Below are 18,254 nucleotides of genomic sequence, written 5' to 3'. Positions count from 1 at the left end.
TTTGAATCTATATTCGTTTGCAAAGACGGTTGTTTTTTCAGCATTAAAACCACTTTATAGATTTGAAGTTATTGGAACAGAACATTTCCCAAAAGATGGAGGGATTTTGTTATGTTCTAATCACATTAATGCTTTGGATCCACCGGTGGTAGGCATACTAGCACCACGACCTGTGCACTTTATGGCAAAAGCAGAATTATTTAATGTACCCCTTTTAAAAGGTATATTACCTGGCGTTAACGCCTTCCCGGTGAAAAGAGGGCTAAGTGACCGAGACGCACTTCGAACAGCTATTAAACTCTTAAAAAGTGGGGAAGTTGTAGGCTTATTTCCGGAAGGAACTAGAAGTAAAGATGGAAAGCTAGGAAAAGGATTTAGTGGAGCAGGGTTCTTTGCTTTACGCGGGGAAGCTAATGTTGTTCCTTGCGCAATAATTGGCCCCTATAAACCTTTTAAAAAGTTAAAGGTAGTCTATGGTGAACCAATTGATATTGCGCCGTATCGTGAAAGAAAAGCTTCTGCTGATGAAGTTACTGAAAAAATAATGGAAAAAATAGCTGAGTTATTAGAAGCACATCAGTCTAAATAGTTAGAATCTTTTCGTTTTTAAAGTGCTTCCTTTTGTAATTCTGTATCAGTTCGCATAAAATAGAATAGAAACGCTGTGAAGGAGGAATATCATATGTCTGAAGAAATGAACTTAAACGACACGAATGAGTTTAAAGAGGGTGAACTAGTAAAAGCAACGGTTGCACAAGTAGATGAAAAGTCTATCATTGTAACAATTGAAGGAGCACCTTTTGACGGGATAGTACCTATAAGCGAACTATCTAGCTTGCATATTGAAAAAGCATCCGACTCCGTTTCCATAGGTGACGAATTAGAGCTAATGATTACCAAAGTGGAAGAAGCTAACTTTGTCCTTTCTAAAAGAAGAGTAGATGCAGAAAAAGCTTGGGATAGATTAGAAAAACAATTCCAATCTGGAGAAATAATTGAAACAGAAGTAAAAGAAGTTGTAAAAGGCGGATTAGTAGTAGATTTAGGTGTCCGTGGATTTATACCTGCTTCCCTAATAGAGGATCATTTTGTAGAATCCTTTGAAGATTATAAAGGGAAGGTAATGACCTTTAAAATTGTAGAACTTGAAAAAGAGAAAAATAGACTTATCCTGTCCCATAAAGCAGTTGTTGAAGCTGAAAAATCAGTTAGCAAACAACAAACATTTGAGTCCATTAAAAGTGGGGATATTTTGACGGGTACAGTACAACGTTTAGCTTCGTTTGGCGCATTTGTCGATATAGGTGGAGTAGATGGACTTGTTCATATTTCACAAATTTCGTACGAGCACTTAGACAATGTTACGGACGTTTTAACCGAAGGGCAAGAAGTTAAAGTAAAAGTATTATCGATCGATCGCGATGCCGAAAGAATTTCTTTATCCATCAAAGATACACTGCCTGGTCCTTGGTCTGTGGTAGAAGAAAAAGTTGCAAAAGGAGCAACACTTACTGGGAAAGTGAAGCGTCTAGTTTCATACGGTGCATTCGTAGAAGTATTCCCAGGAGTTGAAGGTTTAGTGCACATTTCGCAAATTGCACATAAGCATATTAGCAATCCACAAGAAGTTTTAAAAGAGGGCGAAGAAGTACAAGTTAAAGTACTAGATGTTAATAGTGCTGAAAAACGTCTCTCCTTAAGTATTAAAGAATTACTTGAAAATGAAGATAAATACAACATAGAAGATTATCAAATGCCAGAAGAATCACGTGGGTTTTCTATAAGTGATGTATTAGGAGACAAGCTGAAAGGCTTCACTAATAATAACTAACATAATATACGATCTTAAACAGGTGACTTCAATAAAGTCGCCTGTTTTTGTCTTTTTGTTGTATAATACAACATAGACGAAGTTGGAAGGATGAAAAAGTAATGACAAAACCAGTAGTAGCAATCGTTGGTAGGCCTAATGTCGGCAAATCGACTATATTTAATCGAATCGTAGGAGAGCGTGTATCTATCGTGGAAGATATTCCAGGTATTACACGTGATCGTATATATAGTTCTGCCGATTGGTTAACAAATGAATTTAATATCATTGATACAGGTGGTATAGAACTTAGCGACGAACCGTTTTTAGAACAAATTAAGCAACAAGCAGAAATAGCGATGGACGAAGCAGATGTAATCATCTTCTTAACTAACGGTCGCGAAGGAATTACAGCAGCAGATGAATATGTTGCAAAAATTTTATATAAAACGAAAAAACCAATCGTTTTAGCTGTTAACAAAATAGACAATCCGGATATGCGTGAAATGCTTTATGACTTTTACGCTTTAGGACTGGGAGAACCTTTCCCAATCTCAGGTTCTCATGGACTTGGTCTAGGAGATTTACTAGATGAAGTAGCGAAAAACTTCCCAGATGTAGAAGATGTAGACTACGGGGAAGAAGTTATTAAGTTTTCTCTAATTGGGCGTCCTAATGTAGGGAAATCTTCTTTGGTCAACGCATTTTTGGGACATGATCGTGTAATCGTAAGTGAAATCGCTGGGACAACAAGAGATGCGATTGATACGGAATACTCTTTTGATGGTCAAGAATACGTAATGATTGATACAGCAGGTATGCGTAAAAAAGGGAAAGTATATGAAACAACTGAGAAATACAGTGTTTTACGTGCATTAAAGGCGATTGAACGATCTGACGTTGTTTTAGTTGTTCTGAATGCTGAAGAAGGTATTCAAGAACAAGATAAAAAAATTGCTGGTTACGCTCATGAAGCCGGTAAGGCAGTTATTATCGTGATGAACAAATGGGATGCTATTGAAAAAGACGATAAAACGATGAATGTAATGACAAAGAAAATTAGAGATCATTTCTTATTCTTGGATTATGCTCCGATTGTTTTCGTTTCAGCTAAAACAAAGCAACGTGTTCATGCACTTCTACCAGTTATCAATCAAGTAAGTGAAAATCATGCAATGCGTGTTACGTCATCTGTTCTGAATGAAGTTATAGAAGATTCTGTTGCAAGAAATCCGGCTCCAACTGATAAAGGGAAACGTCTGCGTATTTACTATGCAACTCAAGTGGCTATCAAACCACCAACTTTCGTGGTATTTGTTAATGAACCTGAGATGATGCATTTTTCTTATGAAAGATTTTTAGAAAATCGTATTAGAGAATCCTTTGATTTTGAAGGAACTCCAATTCGTATTATTACGCGCGCAAGAACTTAATCCTATTAGTTTTAAAGGAGCGAAATAGCGATGGAAAAAGTAACTGTATTGGGTGCAGGAAGCTGGGGAACAGCCCTAGCTATGGTTCTTGCAAACAATGAACATGACTGTTTACTGTGGTCCCATAGAGAGGATCAGGCAACAGAAATAACTACAAATCATACCAATAAAAAATATTTACCTGAGACTATTTTACCGACTAATTTAAAGGCTACTAGTGACTTTCAGCAAGCGATTCAACATGCAAATGTTATTGTCATTGCTGTTCCCACTAAAGCTATTAGAGAAGTTTGCCAAAATATGCTACCTTTCTTAGCTGAAAAGAAGCTATTTGTACATGTTTCGAAAGGTATTGAACCTGATTCCCTAAAAAGAATATCAGAAATGATTGCGGAAGAACTGTCAGAGGATGTTACAGAAGCAATCGTTGTATTGTCTGGGCCAAGTCATGCAGAAGAGGTTGTCTTAAAGCATCCAACAACGATAACAGTTGCAAGTGAAAATATGGTTGCTGCCGAAAAGGTTCAAGATTTGTTTATGAACAAATCTTTCCGCGTCTATACTAACGACGATGTTATTGGTGTAGAAATTGGAGCAGCACTCAAAAATGTAATTGCTTTAGCCGCTGGGATAGTAGATGGATTAGGTTACGGTGACAATGCAAAAGCTGCACTCATTACGAGAGGTCTAGCTGAAATATCCCGTTTAGGTATTAGTCTAGGTGCTCAACCTTACACGTTCTCTGGATTAACAGGTATGGGTGACTTAATCGTAACCTGCACTAGTGTGCATTCTAGGAATTGGCGTGCTGGTAATATGTTAGGTAAGGGAGCTACACTTAATACAGTGTTAGAAGAGATGGGTATGGTTGTAGAAGGTGTGCGTACTACAAAAGCAGCATATCAACTAGCTACAAAGCAACAAGTGGACATGCCTATTACTAAAGCTCTGTATTCTGTCTTATTTGAACAGGTCAATCCTAAAGAGGCTGTAGACATCCTTATGCATCGTACAAAGAAGCATGAGTTAGAAGATTATAAAACGTTCTAAAATTGTCACAAATGGAAAGAGTTGTTGTTAAAAACAACTCTTTTTTGACTGTATACTAGAAATATTATTTTTATTAAAGCTTCTTTTCCATGTTCCTTCTGAACTTTTTGTTATACTCTGTCTAGCTCCTGTACAATGTATGTTACAGAAGCCTTTTGTCAGAATTACATAGGCGCTTGCTCAATTCTAGTATGTTATACTTTTTTATTGTAGAAAGGTGTGGAAGTTGTTGTGGTGTTATTAGTTTCATCAATGGATAAAATGTGGATATCGTTTGGATCTATGGGTTGTATGTTTTTAGCTATGGCTTTTATGTTTTTTGTAAAGACAAAACTAAAGAATAAATTATTGAAATTTATATTAGGTTTGATCGCTTACATATTATTGTTTATAGGTTTCATTACGATGATCTATATTATATCTAACCCAACTAAGGCTTAGTAAGGAGATTCCTATGAAAAACTTTAAACTTATTGCTGTGTTCATTATAATAACGGTTTTCTTAGCAGGATGCGGTTATAAAAGTGGTTATGAGCCTGAAAATTTATTGCCATATGAGGACCAACTAACTGCAGTTCAAACTGCTGTTGACAGTTTTCAAAAAGATTCCGGTGGACTTTTACCGATAAAAACGCGTGATATGGAAACAGATCAATATATTAAATACCCAATCGATTTTAGCAAAATTATTCCATCAAAGCTTGGAAAGGCTCCTGCCAATTCTTATGAGGCTGGGGGGATCTATCAATATGTACTCATGGATGTAGAAGAGAATCCTACGGTTAAGTTAGTAGACCTACGTATTGCAGATACGTTGCGTGATATTAACCATCGAAAGAGTATAAATGGATTTGGTCCTATAGCTGAAACGATTGTAGATGGCGTATATAAGCTAGATTTCAAAAAAATGGGTTATGACAGCGAGTTAACTGTTCAAAGCCCTTATTCTGATACTCAGTTGCCTATAGTGGCTACTGGTGATGGGGAAGTCTATGTAGATTACTCCATCGAATTGAATAGACTACTTCAGGAATCTGATAAGAAAATAGAGCCTGGAGATGATATTCGGTTTTTGTTAACGGACAAATTTGCGATTGTGCCAGCATACTCTCTGCCTTATACGGTAAATGAAAAGAATGAACCTGTTTTTATGATGAATAAATAATAAAAATAGGGCTAAAAGATAGTGTTCAAAGATCTTTGAACAGGGTAGTTTGACAGAGGTTGGTTGTGACGGACGTCATGACCGGCCTCTGTTTTATGCATTTGTTTATCCGTTGCTCTCCTAGAAACAGATTTCTACGTTTCGTGATTTAACTAGGAGACCTCTGCGTAAAAGAAAAAAACAAAGCGCTATAATTTGTTGAATTATTATGTTTCCTAATGCTTGTTACATATTTACTTTCTTAATCTTTGTAAAAAGACGTTTCGTGCAATATGCATGAAACGTTTTTTTTGTGCATATATTAAATTGCTAAGAAAGGAGAGTATCCATGTCGAGTAAACTGTATGAACAGATAGCAGAAAGAACGAATGGTGATGTGTATATTGGTGTAGTCGGCCCTGTCCGAGTAGGTAAATCGACTTTTGTAAAACGAGTAATGGAGCTAGTAGTAATTCCTAATATTCAAGAAGAGGCCGAGCGCCTACGTGCACAAGATGAATTGCCGCAAAGTTCACCAGGTAATGTGATTATGACAGCTGAGCCTAAATTTGTGCCAGCACACGGGACAAATATACATCTAGGAGAAGACCAGCTACGCTTACAAATCAGACTAGTAGATTGCGTCGGTTACATGATTGACGGCATTAAAACACATTCTGGTGAAGAAGGTCAAAAGTTGGTGCACACCCCATGGCATAGCGAAGCAATACCTTTTGAGGAAGCTGCTAGGATTGGGACAGACAAAGTAATTAGAGATCACTCTACAATTGGAATTGTTGTTACGACAGATGGATCTGTTAATAATATTCCTCGAATGGCCGTTGAAAGTGCTGAACAACAAATAATTACCCAATTGAAAGAAATTGGTAAACCATTTGTTATCGTTCTAAACAGCAAAAATCCAGGTCATTTAGAAACAATTCAACTAAGTGAAGAATTACAAAGACAACATGAGGTTCCAGTAATTGCAACTGCCGTTGATCGCATGACTGCTGAGGAAATTCAATACATACTCCAACAAGCACTCTATGAATTTCCGATCACGGATATCGAATTAGTTAAGCCTGATTGGACGGATGTATTAGAACCAGATCATTTTGTCAATAATGCAATCACTTCCTCGTTACAGGAGTGGCTACAATTAGTATCCAAAATGAAAGACGTAAAGGAATTAGCTTCTAGATTTAAGCAAGTTCCTTTTATACAATCTGCAGAAGTGGTTGAGGCTAACCCCGGCAGAGGATCGGCATGTATACAAATTGGCTTAAAACCTGAAGTATTTCAAGAGGTTTGTGATGAGTGGCTAGATGAGCCTATTGAATCGAAAAAAGACTGGCTGTTATTCGTAAAAGAGGCTTCTACTGCTAAAAAGGCTTACAATAAATTCTCAGAAGCTCTAGAAGCTGCAAAGAAACATGGCTACGGCGTATCATTACCAACTATACAAGATTTTCAGCCGACTGCACCAGAAATTATTAAACAGAATAATTTCTATGGTGTCAGTTTAAAAGCAAAAGCCGCATCTCTCCATATTATTCGAGTGGATATGGAAGCAGAATTTGCTCCATTAATAGGGTCAGAGTTTCATAGTCAGCAATTATTAAAAGATTTAAAACATGGTTTTTTACATGACAGAGATGCTTTATGGCAAACGCAGGTTTTTGGTACTTCCCTAGTCGAAGTTTTAAAAGAAAGTTTGCGATACAAAACAGAGAGTGTTTCTGATGTTGCGAAGAAAAGAATGCGAGAAACGATTGAAAGAATGGTTAATGAAGGTGATCGAGGGATGGTCACATTTATATTGTAAATCCAACACAGGGCTTTTTGCGACTATGCAAAAAGTCCTGTTATTGCGTTAAATTGCCCTTTTTTTGAGGAAACTTAGCGAAACTCGTGCAAATAGTGTTGCGTAGGTTTTTCTGTTGTGATACTCTTTTTACAGGATTGAAGCTATCTTCCTTTGAGAGGAGGTGAATGGTATGAATAAAACAGAACTAGTTAACTCTGTTGCAGAAGCTACAGAACTTTCTAAAAAAGACGCTTCTAAAGCTGTTGAAGCTGTATTTGAATCAATTCAAACTGCTCTTGCAGATGGCGAAAAAGTTCAATTGATTGGTTTCGGAAACTTTGAAGTTCGTGAACGTGCTGCACGTAAAGGACGTAACCCACAAACAGGTGAAGAAATCGACATCGCTGCAAGCAAAGTACCTGCGTTTAAACCAGGTAAAGCACTTAAAGACGCAGTTAAATAACTGATGTTGTAGTACATAGAACGGTTATTGTGGAGCTTGCTTCACGGTAACCGTTCTTTTCAATTAAATGCTAATCTCAGATTGTTCGATAACTTATAAAAAAAAATTCAATAATTTAAAGAAATCTAATATACAAATATTTGCAAATGATAGAGCGACCGGGATAAATTTATTTATTATAAGCATTTCATATGCTAAGATGCAATTGGTATAATACATAGTTTTAGGGGGTCTACAGATGACAAATGTCGATCTGAACAAAATAGAAGAAGCGGTCAAAATGATTTTAGAAGCAGTTGGTGAGGATCCTAACAGAGAAGGATTATTGGATACACCTAAAAGAGTTTCTAAAATGTACGCAGAAATGTTCGAAGGCTTACATCAAGATCCAAAAGAATATTTTAAAACCGTATTTAACGAAGATCATGAAGAGTTAGTTTTAGTGAAGGACATACCATTTTACTCCATGTGTGAACATCATTTAGTTCCTTTCTATGGAAAAGCACATGTAGCATATATTCCTAGAAATGGTGTAGTTACTGGTTTGAGTAAACTTGCCAGAGCTGTCGAAACAACCGCGAGACGTCCTCAACTACAGGAAAGAATCACTTCAAGCGTTGCAGATGATATAATGCAAATGTTAAATCCGCATGGAGTTTATGTAGTAGTGGAAGCAGAGCATATGTGTATGACGATGCGAGGTATTAAAAAACCTGGTGCCAAAACAATTACTGCGGTAGCGCGTGGAATTTTAGAAACAGATGATGTTAAACGCTCGGAAATACTTTCATTCATAAAGATGAAGTAACACCTTTGGATGTCGGCTTTAGAATATGGTATGATGGAAAAAGACTGTGAACAAAGGAGACTATAAAATGTCTAGTTCAGATTATATTGTGATAAAAGCTGAAGAAGATGGAGTTCATGTAATTGGTCTTACAAGAGGAACGGATACTAAATTTCATCATTCTGAAAAACTGGATAGTGGCGAAGTAATGATTGCTCAGTTTACAGAACATACATCAGCTATAAAAATTAGAGGAAAAGCATCCATTCATTCATCGAATGGAATTATACAATCCGATTCTAAAAAGTAGTTATTAATATAACCATATAGACAGATTAAGCGCGGTTGGGAAATGGAGTAAGGTGTATGAACGAAGCATTGATCAAACAACATATAAAGCAATATAAAGAAGCTATTCTCCATCAAGTTCAACAAAGCACATTGTTGAAATATACTGGGGCTCCTGTCATTGATGAAGAGCGTTTGTTTTTTACACTTTTACCACTTTTTAATGGAGAAGAATGGGAAGAATCCCAAAGAAAGTCTGCTATTGCAGTAACTCTTATCTTTTCTGCCTTAGCTGCTCATGATTTAGTAAAAGAGTTGAATGCAACTAGCAAAGATCAACAGTTACAAGTATTAGCTGGAGATTATTACAGCGGGAAGTATTACCACCTATTAGCGATCGATGGACAACTAGACTTGATCCAGATTTTGTCGGAAGGTGTCGCGACTATTTCAGAACATAAAACAAGATTTTATGACCGACAAATCTATGGGTTCGATCAGCTCATTCAATCCATTCAACTCATAGAATCTCAATCCATTGAACAATTACTTGAGTATTATTCTTTTCATGAGTATATATTCGTAATGAAAGAGTCTCTCCTCCTCATTGCTTTAAAAAAGGAACTTGCAGCATATGAGCAAGGTGAACAACCATTTTATATTAGTAAGTCAAGTCAGTTACAGGCTAATATTAATATTCTCCAGTTGGAGATAGAAAAGATTGAATCCATACTTATGGATGAGATTAAAAACTCTGAGCTATTAGAAGAACAACTAAAAAGTATAATTCTAGAAAAGTTAATGAAATGCACCTTAGAAAAGCAGTTGAGAGAAGGTTAAGTCGTGGAAAAATCAAAAGAACAGCATGTACATGAAGTGTTTGAAAAGATATCTGATAACTATGATTCGATGAATTCGGTTATTAGCTTTCAACAACATAAAGCATGGCGTAAAGATACGATGAAGGCTATGCAAGTAAAACCTGGAAGCAAAGCATTGGACGTATGTTGCGGGACAGCAGACTGGACAATTGCATTGGCGGAGGCAACTGGACCAACTGGTGAGGTAAGGGGATTAGATTTTAGTCAAAACATGTTAAATGTGGGATTAGAAAAAGTGAAGCATATCTCACAAATTGAGTTAATCCAAGGAAATGCTATGGAGCTGCCATTTGAAGATAATTCCTTTGATTTTGTAACGATTGGTTTTGGATTACGCAATGTTCCAGATTATACACAAGTGTTAAGTGAAATGAATCGTGTTGTTAAACCAGGTGGGATGGTCGTTTGCTTAGAAACGTCTACACCAGATTCGAAATTATTTAATGGTTTATTCCGATTCTATTTCCGTTATATCATGCCATTATTCGGAAAACTTTTTGCAAAAAGTTATAAAGAATATTCATGGTTACAGGAGTCTGCTAAAGAGTTTCCAAATCGAGCTGAGTTAACTAAGCTATTCGAAAAAGTGGGCTTGGTCAATGTAACGAGCAAACCATATAGCGGTGGGGCGGCAGCTAGACATATTGGCTTTAAAAAAGATATTTAAGTGAGTGAGGTTGTAACCGTGGACAAGATGAAATTAAAGTTACTCTATTCCGATTTGAAATCGGATCTTGATATCATCGAAAAAGAATTAGCTGTAGCGGTAAATTCTTCTTCTCACTTATTGAATGAGGCGTCTCTTCATCTGCTATTAGCCGGAGGAAAGCGGATTAGACCAGTTTTTGTGTTGCTTGCAGCAAAATTTGGAAACTATTCGATAGATTCTATAAAAAGCGTAGCTGTTTCAGTTGAACTCATTCATATGGCTTCCCTCGTCCATGATGATGTAATAGACGATGCAGAAACTAGACGAGGCAGAGAAACGGTGAAGGCACAATGGAATAATCGGGTCGCAATGTATACAGGAGACTTTCTTTTTGCCAATGCAATTGAATACATAACAGATTTACAAAATACATATGCACATGAAGTGTTATCTCATACGATGGTAGAACTTTGTATTGGGGAAATTATTCAAATTGAGGATAAGCACTATTTAGAACAAACAGTTCGTGACTACTTACGCCGGATTAAACGGAAAACGGCTATATTAATTTCAGCTAGCTGTGAGTTAGGAGCAATTGCTTCCCAAGCAGATGAGGAAACGGTCAAGCATTTGAAATGGTTTGGCTATTACGTCGGTATGTCATTCCAAATCATAGATGACATTTTGGATCTTACATCTACAGACGAGGAGTTAGGTAAACCTGCTGGATCTGATCTTGCACAGGGGAATATTACATTGCCTGTTTTATACGTTAAAAACGATCCAGATATTGAACCATTATTAAAAGAAATTTTAGCAGGGACAATAAGTGGCGAGAATCGACAAATTCTGTTAACTAAAATTCGGGACTCAGATGGCATCAATCGAGCTAAACAAATTAGTAATCTTTACTTGCAAAAAGCGCTAAATGAAGTAAAGCAATTGCCGGCAAATTCCGCTAAAAAATCATTACAAAACATTGCATTGTTTATGAGTAAAAGGAAATTTTAAATGGTATTTTGTTCAGTTACCTGCCTTTAAAACCTAAACATTAGCTACCGTCTATTAATTTAATTTGAAAATAATGAATTATAATGATAATATTTGTAACGGTGGAGAATAAGTCCATTATATATATTCGAGGAGTGTTAACTATGGAAAAAACATTTTTAATGGTAAAACCTGATGGCGTACAACGTAACTTAATCGGTGAAATCGTAGGTCGTTTTGAAGCAAAAGGATTCCAATTAGTTGGAGCAAAATTAATGCAAATTCCTACTGAACTTGCTGAAGAGCATTACGGCGAGCATAAAGAACGCCCATTCTTCGGGGAATTAGTAGAATTCATCACTTCTGGACCAGTTTTTGCAATGGTTTGGGAAGGGGAAAATGTTATTTCAACTGCACGTTTATTAGTTGGAGCAACAAACCCTAAAGAATCAGCTCCAGGAACTATCCGTGGAGATTTCGCATTAACTGTAGGGAAAAACATTATTCATGGTTCTGATGCTCCTGAAAGCGCTGAACGTGAAATTGGATTATTCTTCAAGCAAGAAGAGCTAGTATCATATAAAAAAGATGCTAACAACTGGATTAACTAATCCGGAAAATGGTTGTTTATGACTTCGGTCATAAACAACCATTTTTTTATTTAGGATTAAGAAAGTATTGAAAATTGTCTGGTGAACAAGCTTCAGTCTCCTCTTCGTTGAACTCAAGTCATTACAATCAGTAGTACTAGCTCAACCATAAGATTAAGCATAGCCTTTTGCTTAGATGATAAGAGTAGTCAAAGTAAGCGGCTGAAGGCTTGCCCACGGAAAGCGTCCGCTCGGAGCGGAAATTCAATGGCAAGGACTGGTGTCTTTTTTGTCCGGTTCTTCTTATTTTATAAAAGTAAGATATAACAGATGAAAAGAGCTATATCATAGCCACTCGGTTTCAATTTATAAAAAAATAGGCAAATGCTCACATTTATCAGTCTTTTTAGTATGTTCTAAATGCTATGTATACGATATACTAAATAAAGGTTTTCAGAAAGGGGCGAAATCATTTTGCCAGATTACATAAAATTTGTGGATTCCATAAAGAAAAAAACAGGCATTGATCTTGCAGCATATAAAGAAGCGCAGATGAGACGCAGACTAACTTCATTATATGAAAAAAAAGGTTACAAAAACTTTGTTGAGTTTTATCAAGCACTTGATTCCAACAGGGATTTGATGAATGAGTTTCTAGATAGAATGACGATTAATGTTTCAGAGTTTTATCGGAACGCAAAACGCTGGGATATATTACAAACGAAAATATTTCCAAAGTTATTAGAAACAAATAAACGATTGAAAATTTGGAGTGCCGCATGCTCTACTGGTGAAGAGCCTTATACCATTGCGATGGTTTTGTCCAATCATGTTCCTTTATCTCAAATTGCCATACATGCAACAGATTTAGATGAAAATGCAATTCAACGTGCAAAAGTTGGTATTTACCCAGAACGTTCACTAGCTGAGGTACCAATTGACATTAAAAATAAGTACTTTGAGACACAAACACCATTTTATAAGATAAGCGATTCCGTTAAAAAGACCGTCACATTTAAAAAACATAACCTATTGAAAGATACATATGATAAAAATTTCGATTTGATTGTTTGTCGTAACGTCATGATTTACTTTACAGAAGCTGCAAAAGATCAAATTTATCAAAACTTTAGTGATTCTCTGCGACCTGGAGGAATTCTATTCGTCGGTAGTACAGAACAGATATTCAATCCAGGTAAGTACGGGTTTGAAACCGAAGACACCTTTTTCTATCGGAAAAAATAAGTGGAACTGTCCGATGCATTTCGGGCAGTTTTCTTCTAAGCAAAGATAAAGGTTAATAGGTTCCATAAATTAAGTAATACAGGAAGTGAAGCGATAATCGATCATGATAATCGATTAATGAGGATGGAAGAACTTCAGTGGTTTTTGTTTGTGTAAGAGGCTTTCGTAGGCTCTTGCGCTTTTCTTCTATACATGGCACCAAAATTTTGATATAGTGATAAACAAATACTTTAGCGAGTTGAAGGAGGAAAGTGTTGTGAGATACTTAACTGCAGGTGAGTCACATGGACCACAACTAACAGCGATTATTGAAGGATTACCAGCGCAATTGGAAATAACGAGTGAAATGATAAATAAAGAGTTAAAACGTCGACAGGGTGGACATGGTCGTGGAAGACGTATGCAAATTGAAAAAGATACAGTAGCTATAACATCAGGTGTACGTCATGGGAAAACGTTAGGCTCTCCAGTTTGTCTAGTTGTAAATAATGATGATTGGAAGCACTGGACAAACATTATGGGAATTGAACCGCTTGGAGATGAAATCGATCCAGAGGATATTAAAAGACAAATCACTAGACCACGTCCAGGACACGCCGATTTAGTTGGTGGTATGAAATATGGTCATCGTGATTTACGTAATGTTCTGGAGCGTTCCTCCGCACGAGAAACTACTGTAAGAGTGGCAGTAGGAGCCGTTGCAAAAGAGTTGTTAAGCAAACTAGGAATAACTATTGTGGCTCATGTTACGAAAATTGGTGGGATTGAAGCTAATTTGGATTTGGCTAATGGAAAGACAATAGAAGAAATCCGTACAATTGTAGAAGATGATCCTGTTTATTGTTTAGATCCTCAAGCCTCTGCACAAATGGTAGAAGCTATTGATAATGCAAAAAAAGCAGGAGATACAATTGGTGGAGTAGTAGAAGTAATTGTTTCTGGGATGCCAGCTGGAGTTGGAAGTTACGTTCATTATGATCGTAAACTAGACGGTAAACTCGCAATGGCGATGATGAGTATCAATGCATTTAAAGGAGTAGAAGTAGGGTTGGGATTCGAAATGGCTAATCTTTTTGGAAGCCAAGTTCATGATCAGATTTCTTGGAGTGCAGATAAGGGGTATACACGTGATACAAACCGTCTAGGGGGTCTAGAAGGCGGCATGTCCACAGGAATGCCAATTGTAGTACGTGGTGTGATGAAACCAATTCCTACGCTTTATAAGCCACTTCAAAGTGTTGATATTGATACGAAGGAACCGTTTAAAGCAAGTATTGAAAGGTCTGATAGCTGTGCGGTACCAGCAGCTTCAGTAGTTGCAGAAGCTGTTATTGCTTGGGAAATTGCACAAGCGGTTCTAGATACTTTCCATGGAGATAAACTAGAAACATTACTTGCAGATATAGAGAGTCATAGAGCTTATACAAAGGGGTTTTAATGATGTCTATCCAAGTAAAAACAAAAGACTCCGTATATGAAGTTTATCTAGGAGAAAATATTCTACAATCCTTTTGTAGTAGAGAAACAGATAAATTATCCAAATATGATCAATTGGTCATAATCACAGATGAACATGTGTGGAGTTTACATGAGGAATATGTACGCAGAAATTTTACGCTACCATTTAAACTTTATATTGTTCCTAATGGTGAATCCTGCAAAACATTTGAATCCTATTATCAAGTCCAATCATTTTTGTTAGATGAAAATTGTTCTAGAAATTCTGCGCTTCTGGCATTAGGGGGAGGAGCAGTTGGAGATTTGACTGGGTTTGTAGCAGCAACCTTTATGCGTGGTATTCCTTTTTACCAAATTCCAACGACTATCTTAGCACATGATAGTGCCGTTGGGGGTAAGACTGCGATCAATCACCCGAATGGAAAAAATATGATTGGAGCTTTCTATCAACCTACGGAAGTAATATATGACTTTCATTTTTTAAAAACGTTACCAGAAGGAGAAATTCGCTCAGGATTAGCGGAAGTGATCAAACATTCATTGATCAGTGATACTAAATGGATGGATGAATTTCTTAATCTTCCAAACCTATTGGCAATCGAAAATAAACAATTATTGCATTGGATTGAAAAAGGAATTCGAGTTAAAGCGCATATTGTTGAGCTGGATGAAAAAGAACAGTCTTACCGAAAGTTTTTGAATTTTGGCCATACATATGGTCATGCGATTGAGGCCTCTGTAGGTTATGGGCAAGTCACGCACGGTGAAGCTGTGATGATCGGTATGATCCCAGCATTAATGCTAAGTGAGCTTCACGGGAATGTGGAAAAGGGTTATGCAAGAAGGGTTTATGACCTAGCAAATAGACTTGGGTATAATTTTACACACGTGCTTCATTGTTCATTTGAAAGCTTATCAATGTTTATGCAAAAAGATAAAAAATCGATGAATGGAGAACTCCACTTTGCATTGCTTCAAGAAATAGGGCATCCATTTATGCAGAAAGTTTCGGTAGAAGAGATTAAAAGTTGTGATAATCAGCTACGACAATGGGTGAAGGAGGAGAACAAATGATTAGAGGAGTAAGAGGAGCAACCACCGTATTAGCAGATTCAAATGACTTAGTTCTGCAGGAAACAAGACGTCTTGTGGAAACAATGGCAAAATCGAATGATATTTTACCCGAAGACATTGCTTCCGTGATCATTTCTACTACGCCGGATATAACTTCTGCATTTCCGGCACGTGCCGTTCGAGGCATAGAAGGATGGGCATATGTACCGGTAATGTGCACCCACGAGATGAATGTACCAGGGGCTTTGGAAAAGTGTATTCGATTACTCATGCATATAAATACAGATAAAAACCAACAACAAATTGAGCATATCTATTTAAATAATGCAGTCGCATTAAGACCAGATTTACTTAAATAATTTATAGAATTGAGGGGTTAAAATGAAATTTAAGCAACAGATTAATGGGTTACATGCATATCAGCCTGGAAAAACTACCGATGAAGTGAAGAAAATGTTCAACTTAGAAAAAGTGACGAAACTTGCATCCAATGAAAATCCTTATGGTGCTTCACCAAAAGTTAAAGAATACTTTGCAAACGCAAATATAGATTTTGCTATCTATCCAGATGGATATGCATCAAATTTAAGAGCTGCTGTGGCAAATCATTTGAACGTCTCTGAAAAGCAATTATTATTTGGCAATGGATCTGACGAAAATATTCTGATTGTATCAAGAGCTATTTTACGACCTGGATTGAATACTATTATGGCGGATTTAACATTTGGTCAATACAAGCACAATGCGGTTGTGGAGGGAGCAGAAGTGCGTGAAATACCCCTTACTAAAAATGGAGAACATGATTTAAATAACATGCTAGCAGCAATTGATGAAAATACCGCAATTATTTGGGTGTGTAATCCAAACAATCCAACAGGGACTTTAATACCTAGCGATAAATTGAAACAGTTTATCGAGAAAGTGCCAAATGACGTATTAATTGTTTTAGATGAAGCATACACAGAATACATAACAGATAGTAACTACAAAGATTCTCTTGGATTATTAGAAAACCATCCGAATGTCTTAATAATGCGTACATTTTCTAAGGCATATGGTCTGGCAAGCTTCCGTATTGGATATGCTATTGGCTCGGAATCAGTAATAGCTCAGCTAGAACCAACTCGTGAGCCATTTAATAATACAGTTATAAGTCAGCAGGTAGCACTTCTTGGATTAGAAGATCAAGCGTTTATTAATGAATGCAAAGAGAAAAATAATGCGGGGAAAGCTCAGTACGTGACTTATTGCAACGAAAGAAATCTGCATTATTTCCCTTCGCAAACGAATTTTATCTTAATGGAAGTGAAGGCAGATAGTGATGCAGTTTTCCAAGGTTTGATGAAGCGCGGATTTATAGTTCGAAGTGGAAATGCATTAGGGAAACAAGGGTATTTACGTATTACCATTGGAACGGAACAACAAAATAGTGAGTTATTAGAAAAGCTTGATGAGGTTCTTAAAGAGGAAGGCGTTTTATAATGCAACAAAACGTATTCATTATAGGACTCGGATTAATAGGTGGATCCTTGGCACTAAGCTTAAAGCGCAATAAAGATGTGAAAATAATTGGATATGACGCAAATGGCCAAACGTTAAAAACAGCGAAAAGAATTAGTGTCATCGATGAGATAGCGACCAATCTAGAAGAGAGTAGTGCCTTTGCAGATGTCATTGTTTTTGCTACTCCCGTGAGTGAAACGATTCGTTTGATGAAAGAATTACCGAAATGGCAATTGAAGAAACAAGTGATTATTACAGATACAGGAAGCACAAAAAAAGAAATTATGAAAGTCGCGATATCATTAAAGGAGCAGGGCATAACTTTTATAGGGGGTCACCCTATGGCTGGCTCTCACAAGAGTGGTGTGGAAGCTGCTAGACCAATCCTGTTTGAAAATGCCTATTATTTGCTAACCCCTTTTGAAGATGAAACTGATGAGCGTGTTCAAGTGCTGATCAATCTATTGCAGGTAACGAAAGCGAAGGTAGTACAAGTCGGAGCAGAAGAGCATGACCATATGACCGCTGTAGTTAGTCATTTCCCCCATTTAGTTGCTGCGTCTCTGGTGCATCAATTGTCTTTCGAAAATGAACAATATCCATTTACGAAACAACTGGCGGCAGGAGGATTTCGTGATTTAACAAGAATCGCTTCTGCCAACCCTATTGTTTGGAGGGATATAACGCTTCAAAATCGGCAGGAATTAACGGATCAATTGAAAGCGTGGACTAATGAAATGATTAAATTACAAGAACTGCTTTCATATGCGGATTCTAGTGATATAGAAAATTATTTTAATGTTGCTAAAAAAGTACGAGATGATCTTCCTATTAATACACAAGGCGCAATGTTTAGTGTATTTGATCTGTATGTGGATGTACCAGATTATCCCGGTGTTATATCTGAGATTACAGGTTATTTGGCAAAAGATAATATAAGTATTACAAATTTACGAATCGTAGAAACTCGTGAAGATATTTTTGGAATTTTAGTTATCAGTTTTCAATCGACAAATGATCGTGCTAAAGCGGTAGAATGTATTGCAAATAATACAACATTTGAAACATATATTTCTTAG

Annotated in this window: 20 protein-coding genes; all 20 read left to right on the top strand. The window is 36.8% G+C overall.

The window, feature by feature from the left end; all coding sequences use genetic code 11:
- Position 1: 1 nt before the first annotated feature.
- Positions 2–589: a lysophospholipid acyltransferase family protein gene (locus tag BM260_RS02760; protein WP_093534775.1), complete on the top strand. Its 588-nt coding sequence runs from the start codon at positions 2–4 to the stop codon at positions 587–589.
- Positions 590–682: 93 nt separating this feature from the next.
- Positions 683–1,831 carry a 30S ribosomal protein S1 gene (gene rpsA, locus BM260_RS02755; protein ID WP_093534773.1) on the top strand — a complete coding sequence of 383 codons (1,149 nt, stop codon included), beginning with the start codon at positions 683–685 and terminating at the stop codon, positions 1,829–1,831.
- A gap of 101 nt (positions 1,832–1,932) precedes the next feature.
- Positions 1,933–3,243, top strand: a complete 1,311-nt coding sequence (der, locus tag BM260_RS02750; protein WP_093534771.1) for a ribosome biogenesis GTPase Der — start codon at positions 1,933–1,935, stop codon at positions 3,241–3,243.
- 30 nt (positions 3,244–3,273) lie between these two features.
- Positions 3,274–4,293, top strand: a complete 1,020-nt coding sequence (locus BM260_RS02745; protein WP_093534769.1) for an NAD(P)H-dependent glycerol-3-phosphate dehydrogenase — start codon at positions 3,274–3,276, stop codon at positions 4,291–4,293.
- Positions 4,294–4,545: 252 nt separating this feature from the next.
- A complete protein-coding gene (locus tag BM260_RS02740; RefSeq protein WP_093535689.1) occupies positions 4,546–4,734 on the top strand; it encodes a DUF2768 family protein in 189 nt (62 codons plus the stop codon).
- A 13-nt stretch (positions 4,735–4,747) separates the two neighbouring features.
- Positions 4,748–5,458, top strand: a complete 711-nt coding sequence (locus tag BM260_RS02735; RefSeq protein WP_093534767.1) for an LptM family lipoprotein — start codon at positions 4,748–4,750, stop codon at positions 5,456–5,458.
- A 328-nt stretch (positions 5,459–5,786) separates the two neighbouring features.
- Positions 5,787–7,265 carry a stage IV sporulation protein A gene (spoIVA, locus tag BM260_RS02730; RefSeq protein WP_093534765.1) on the top strand — a complete coding sequence of 493 codons (1,479 nt, stop codon included), beginning with the start codon at positions 5,787–5,789 and terminating at the stop codon, positions 7,263–7,265.
- A gap of 172 nt (positions 7,266–7,437) precedes the next feature.
- A complete protein-coding gene (locus tag BM260_RS02725) occupies positions 7,438–7,710 on the top strand; it encodes an HU family DNA-binding protein (protein ID WP_093534763.1) in 273 nt (90 codons plus the stop codon).
- Between the two features lie 238 nt (positions 7,711–7,948).
- Entirely contained in the window at positions 7,949–8,518 is a 570-nt protein-coding gene (folE, locus tag BM260_RS02720; RefSeq protein WP_093534761.1) for a GTP cyclohydrolase I FolE, read from the top strand.
- A 67-nt stretch (positions 8,519–8,585) separates the two neighbouring features.
- Positions 8,586–8,807: a trp RNA-binding attenuation protein MtrB gene (mtrB, locus tag BM260_RS02715; RefSeq protein ID WP_093534759.1), complete on the top strand. Its 222-nt coding sequence runs from the start codon at positions 8,586–8,588 to the stop codon at positions 8,805–8,807.
- 56 nt (positions 8,808–8,863) lie between these two features.
- On the top strand, positions 8,864–9,625 hold the full coding sequence (locus tag BM260_RS02710; protein WP_093534757.1) for a heptaprenyl diphosphate synthase component 1: 762 nt from the start codon (positions 8,864–8,866) through the stop codon (positions 9,623–9,625).
- Between the two features lie 3 nt (positions 9,626–9,628).
- Entirely contained in the window at positions 9,629–10,333 is a 705-nt protein-coding gene (locus BM260_RS02705) for a demethylmenaquinone methyltransferase (protein WP_093534755.1), read from the top strand.
- Between the two features lie 27 nt (positions 10,334–10,360).
- On the top strand, positions 10,361–11,326 hold the full coding sequence (gene hepT, locus BM260_RS02700; protein WP_175496198.1) for a heptaprenyl diphosphate synthase component II: 966 nt from the start codon (positions 10,361–10,363) through the stop codon (positions 11,324–11,326).
- A gap of 143 nt (positions 11,327–11,469) precedes the next feature.
- Entirely contained in the window at positions 11,470–11,916 is a 447-nt protein-coding gene (gene ndk, locus BM260_RS02695; protein ID WP_093534753.1) for a nucleoside-diphosphate kinase, read from the top strand.
- Positions 11,917–12,369: 453 nt separating this feature from the next.
- A complete protein-coding gene (locus BM260_RS02690) occupies positions 12,370–13,140 on the top strand; it encodes a CheR family methyltransferase (RefSeq protein ID WP_093534751.1) in 771 nt (256 codons plus the stop codon).
- Between the two features lie 256 nt (positions 13,141–13,396).
- On the top strand, positions 13,397–14,578 hold the full coding sequence (aroC, locus tag BM260_RS02685) for a chorismate synthase (protein ID WP_093534749.1): 1,182 nt from the start codon (positions 13,397–13,399) through the stop codon (positions 14,576–14,578).
- Between the two features lie 2 nt (positions 14,579–14,580).
- A complete protein-coding gene (aroB, locus tag BM260_RS02680; protein WP_093534747.1) occupies positions 14,581–15,672 on the top strand; it encodes a 3-dehydroquinate synthase in 1,092 nt (363 codons plus the stop codon).
- Positions 15,669–16,031 carry a chorismate mutase gene (aroH, locus tag BM260_RS02675; RefSeq protein WP_093534745.1) on the top strand — a complete coding sequence of 121 codons (363 nt, stop codon included), beginning with the start codon at positions 15,669–15,671 and terminating at the stop codon, positions 16,029–16,031. Before aroB ends, aroH begins: the two co-directional genes overlap by 4 nt.
- Positions 16,032–16,053: 22 nt before the next feature.
- On the top strand, positions 16,054–17,154 hold the full coding sequence (hisC, locus tag BM260_RS02670; RefSeq protein WP_093534743.1) for a histidinol-phosphate transaminase: 1,101 nt from the start codon (positions 16,054–16,056) through the stop codon (positions 17,152–17,154).
- Positions 17,154–18,254, top strand: a complete 1,101-nt coding sequence (locus BM260_RS02665; protein ID WP_093534741.1) for a prephenate dehydrogenase — start codon at positions 17,154–17,156, stop codon at positions 18,252–18,254. Before hisC ends, BM260_RS02665 begins: the two co-directional genes overlap by 1 nt.

The sequence above is a fragment of the Psychrobacillus psychrotolerans genome, from assembly GCF_900115805.1.
GTDB lineage: Bacteria > Bacillota > Bacilli > Bacillales_A > Planococcaceae > Psychrobacillus > Psychrobacillus psychrotolerans.
Note: the sequence above shows the minus strand (reverse complement) of the source record. Positions and strands in the feature narration are given on the sequence as shown.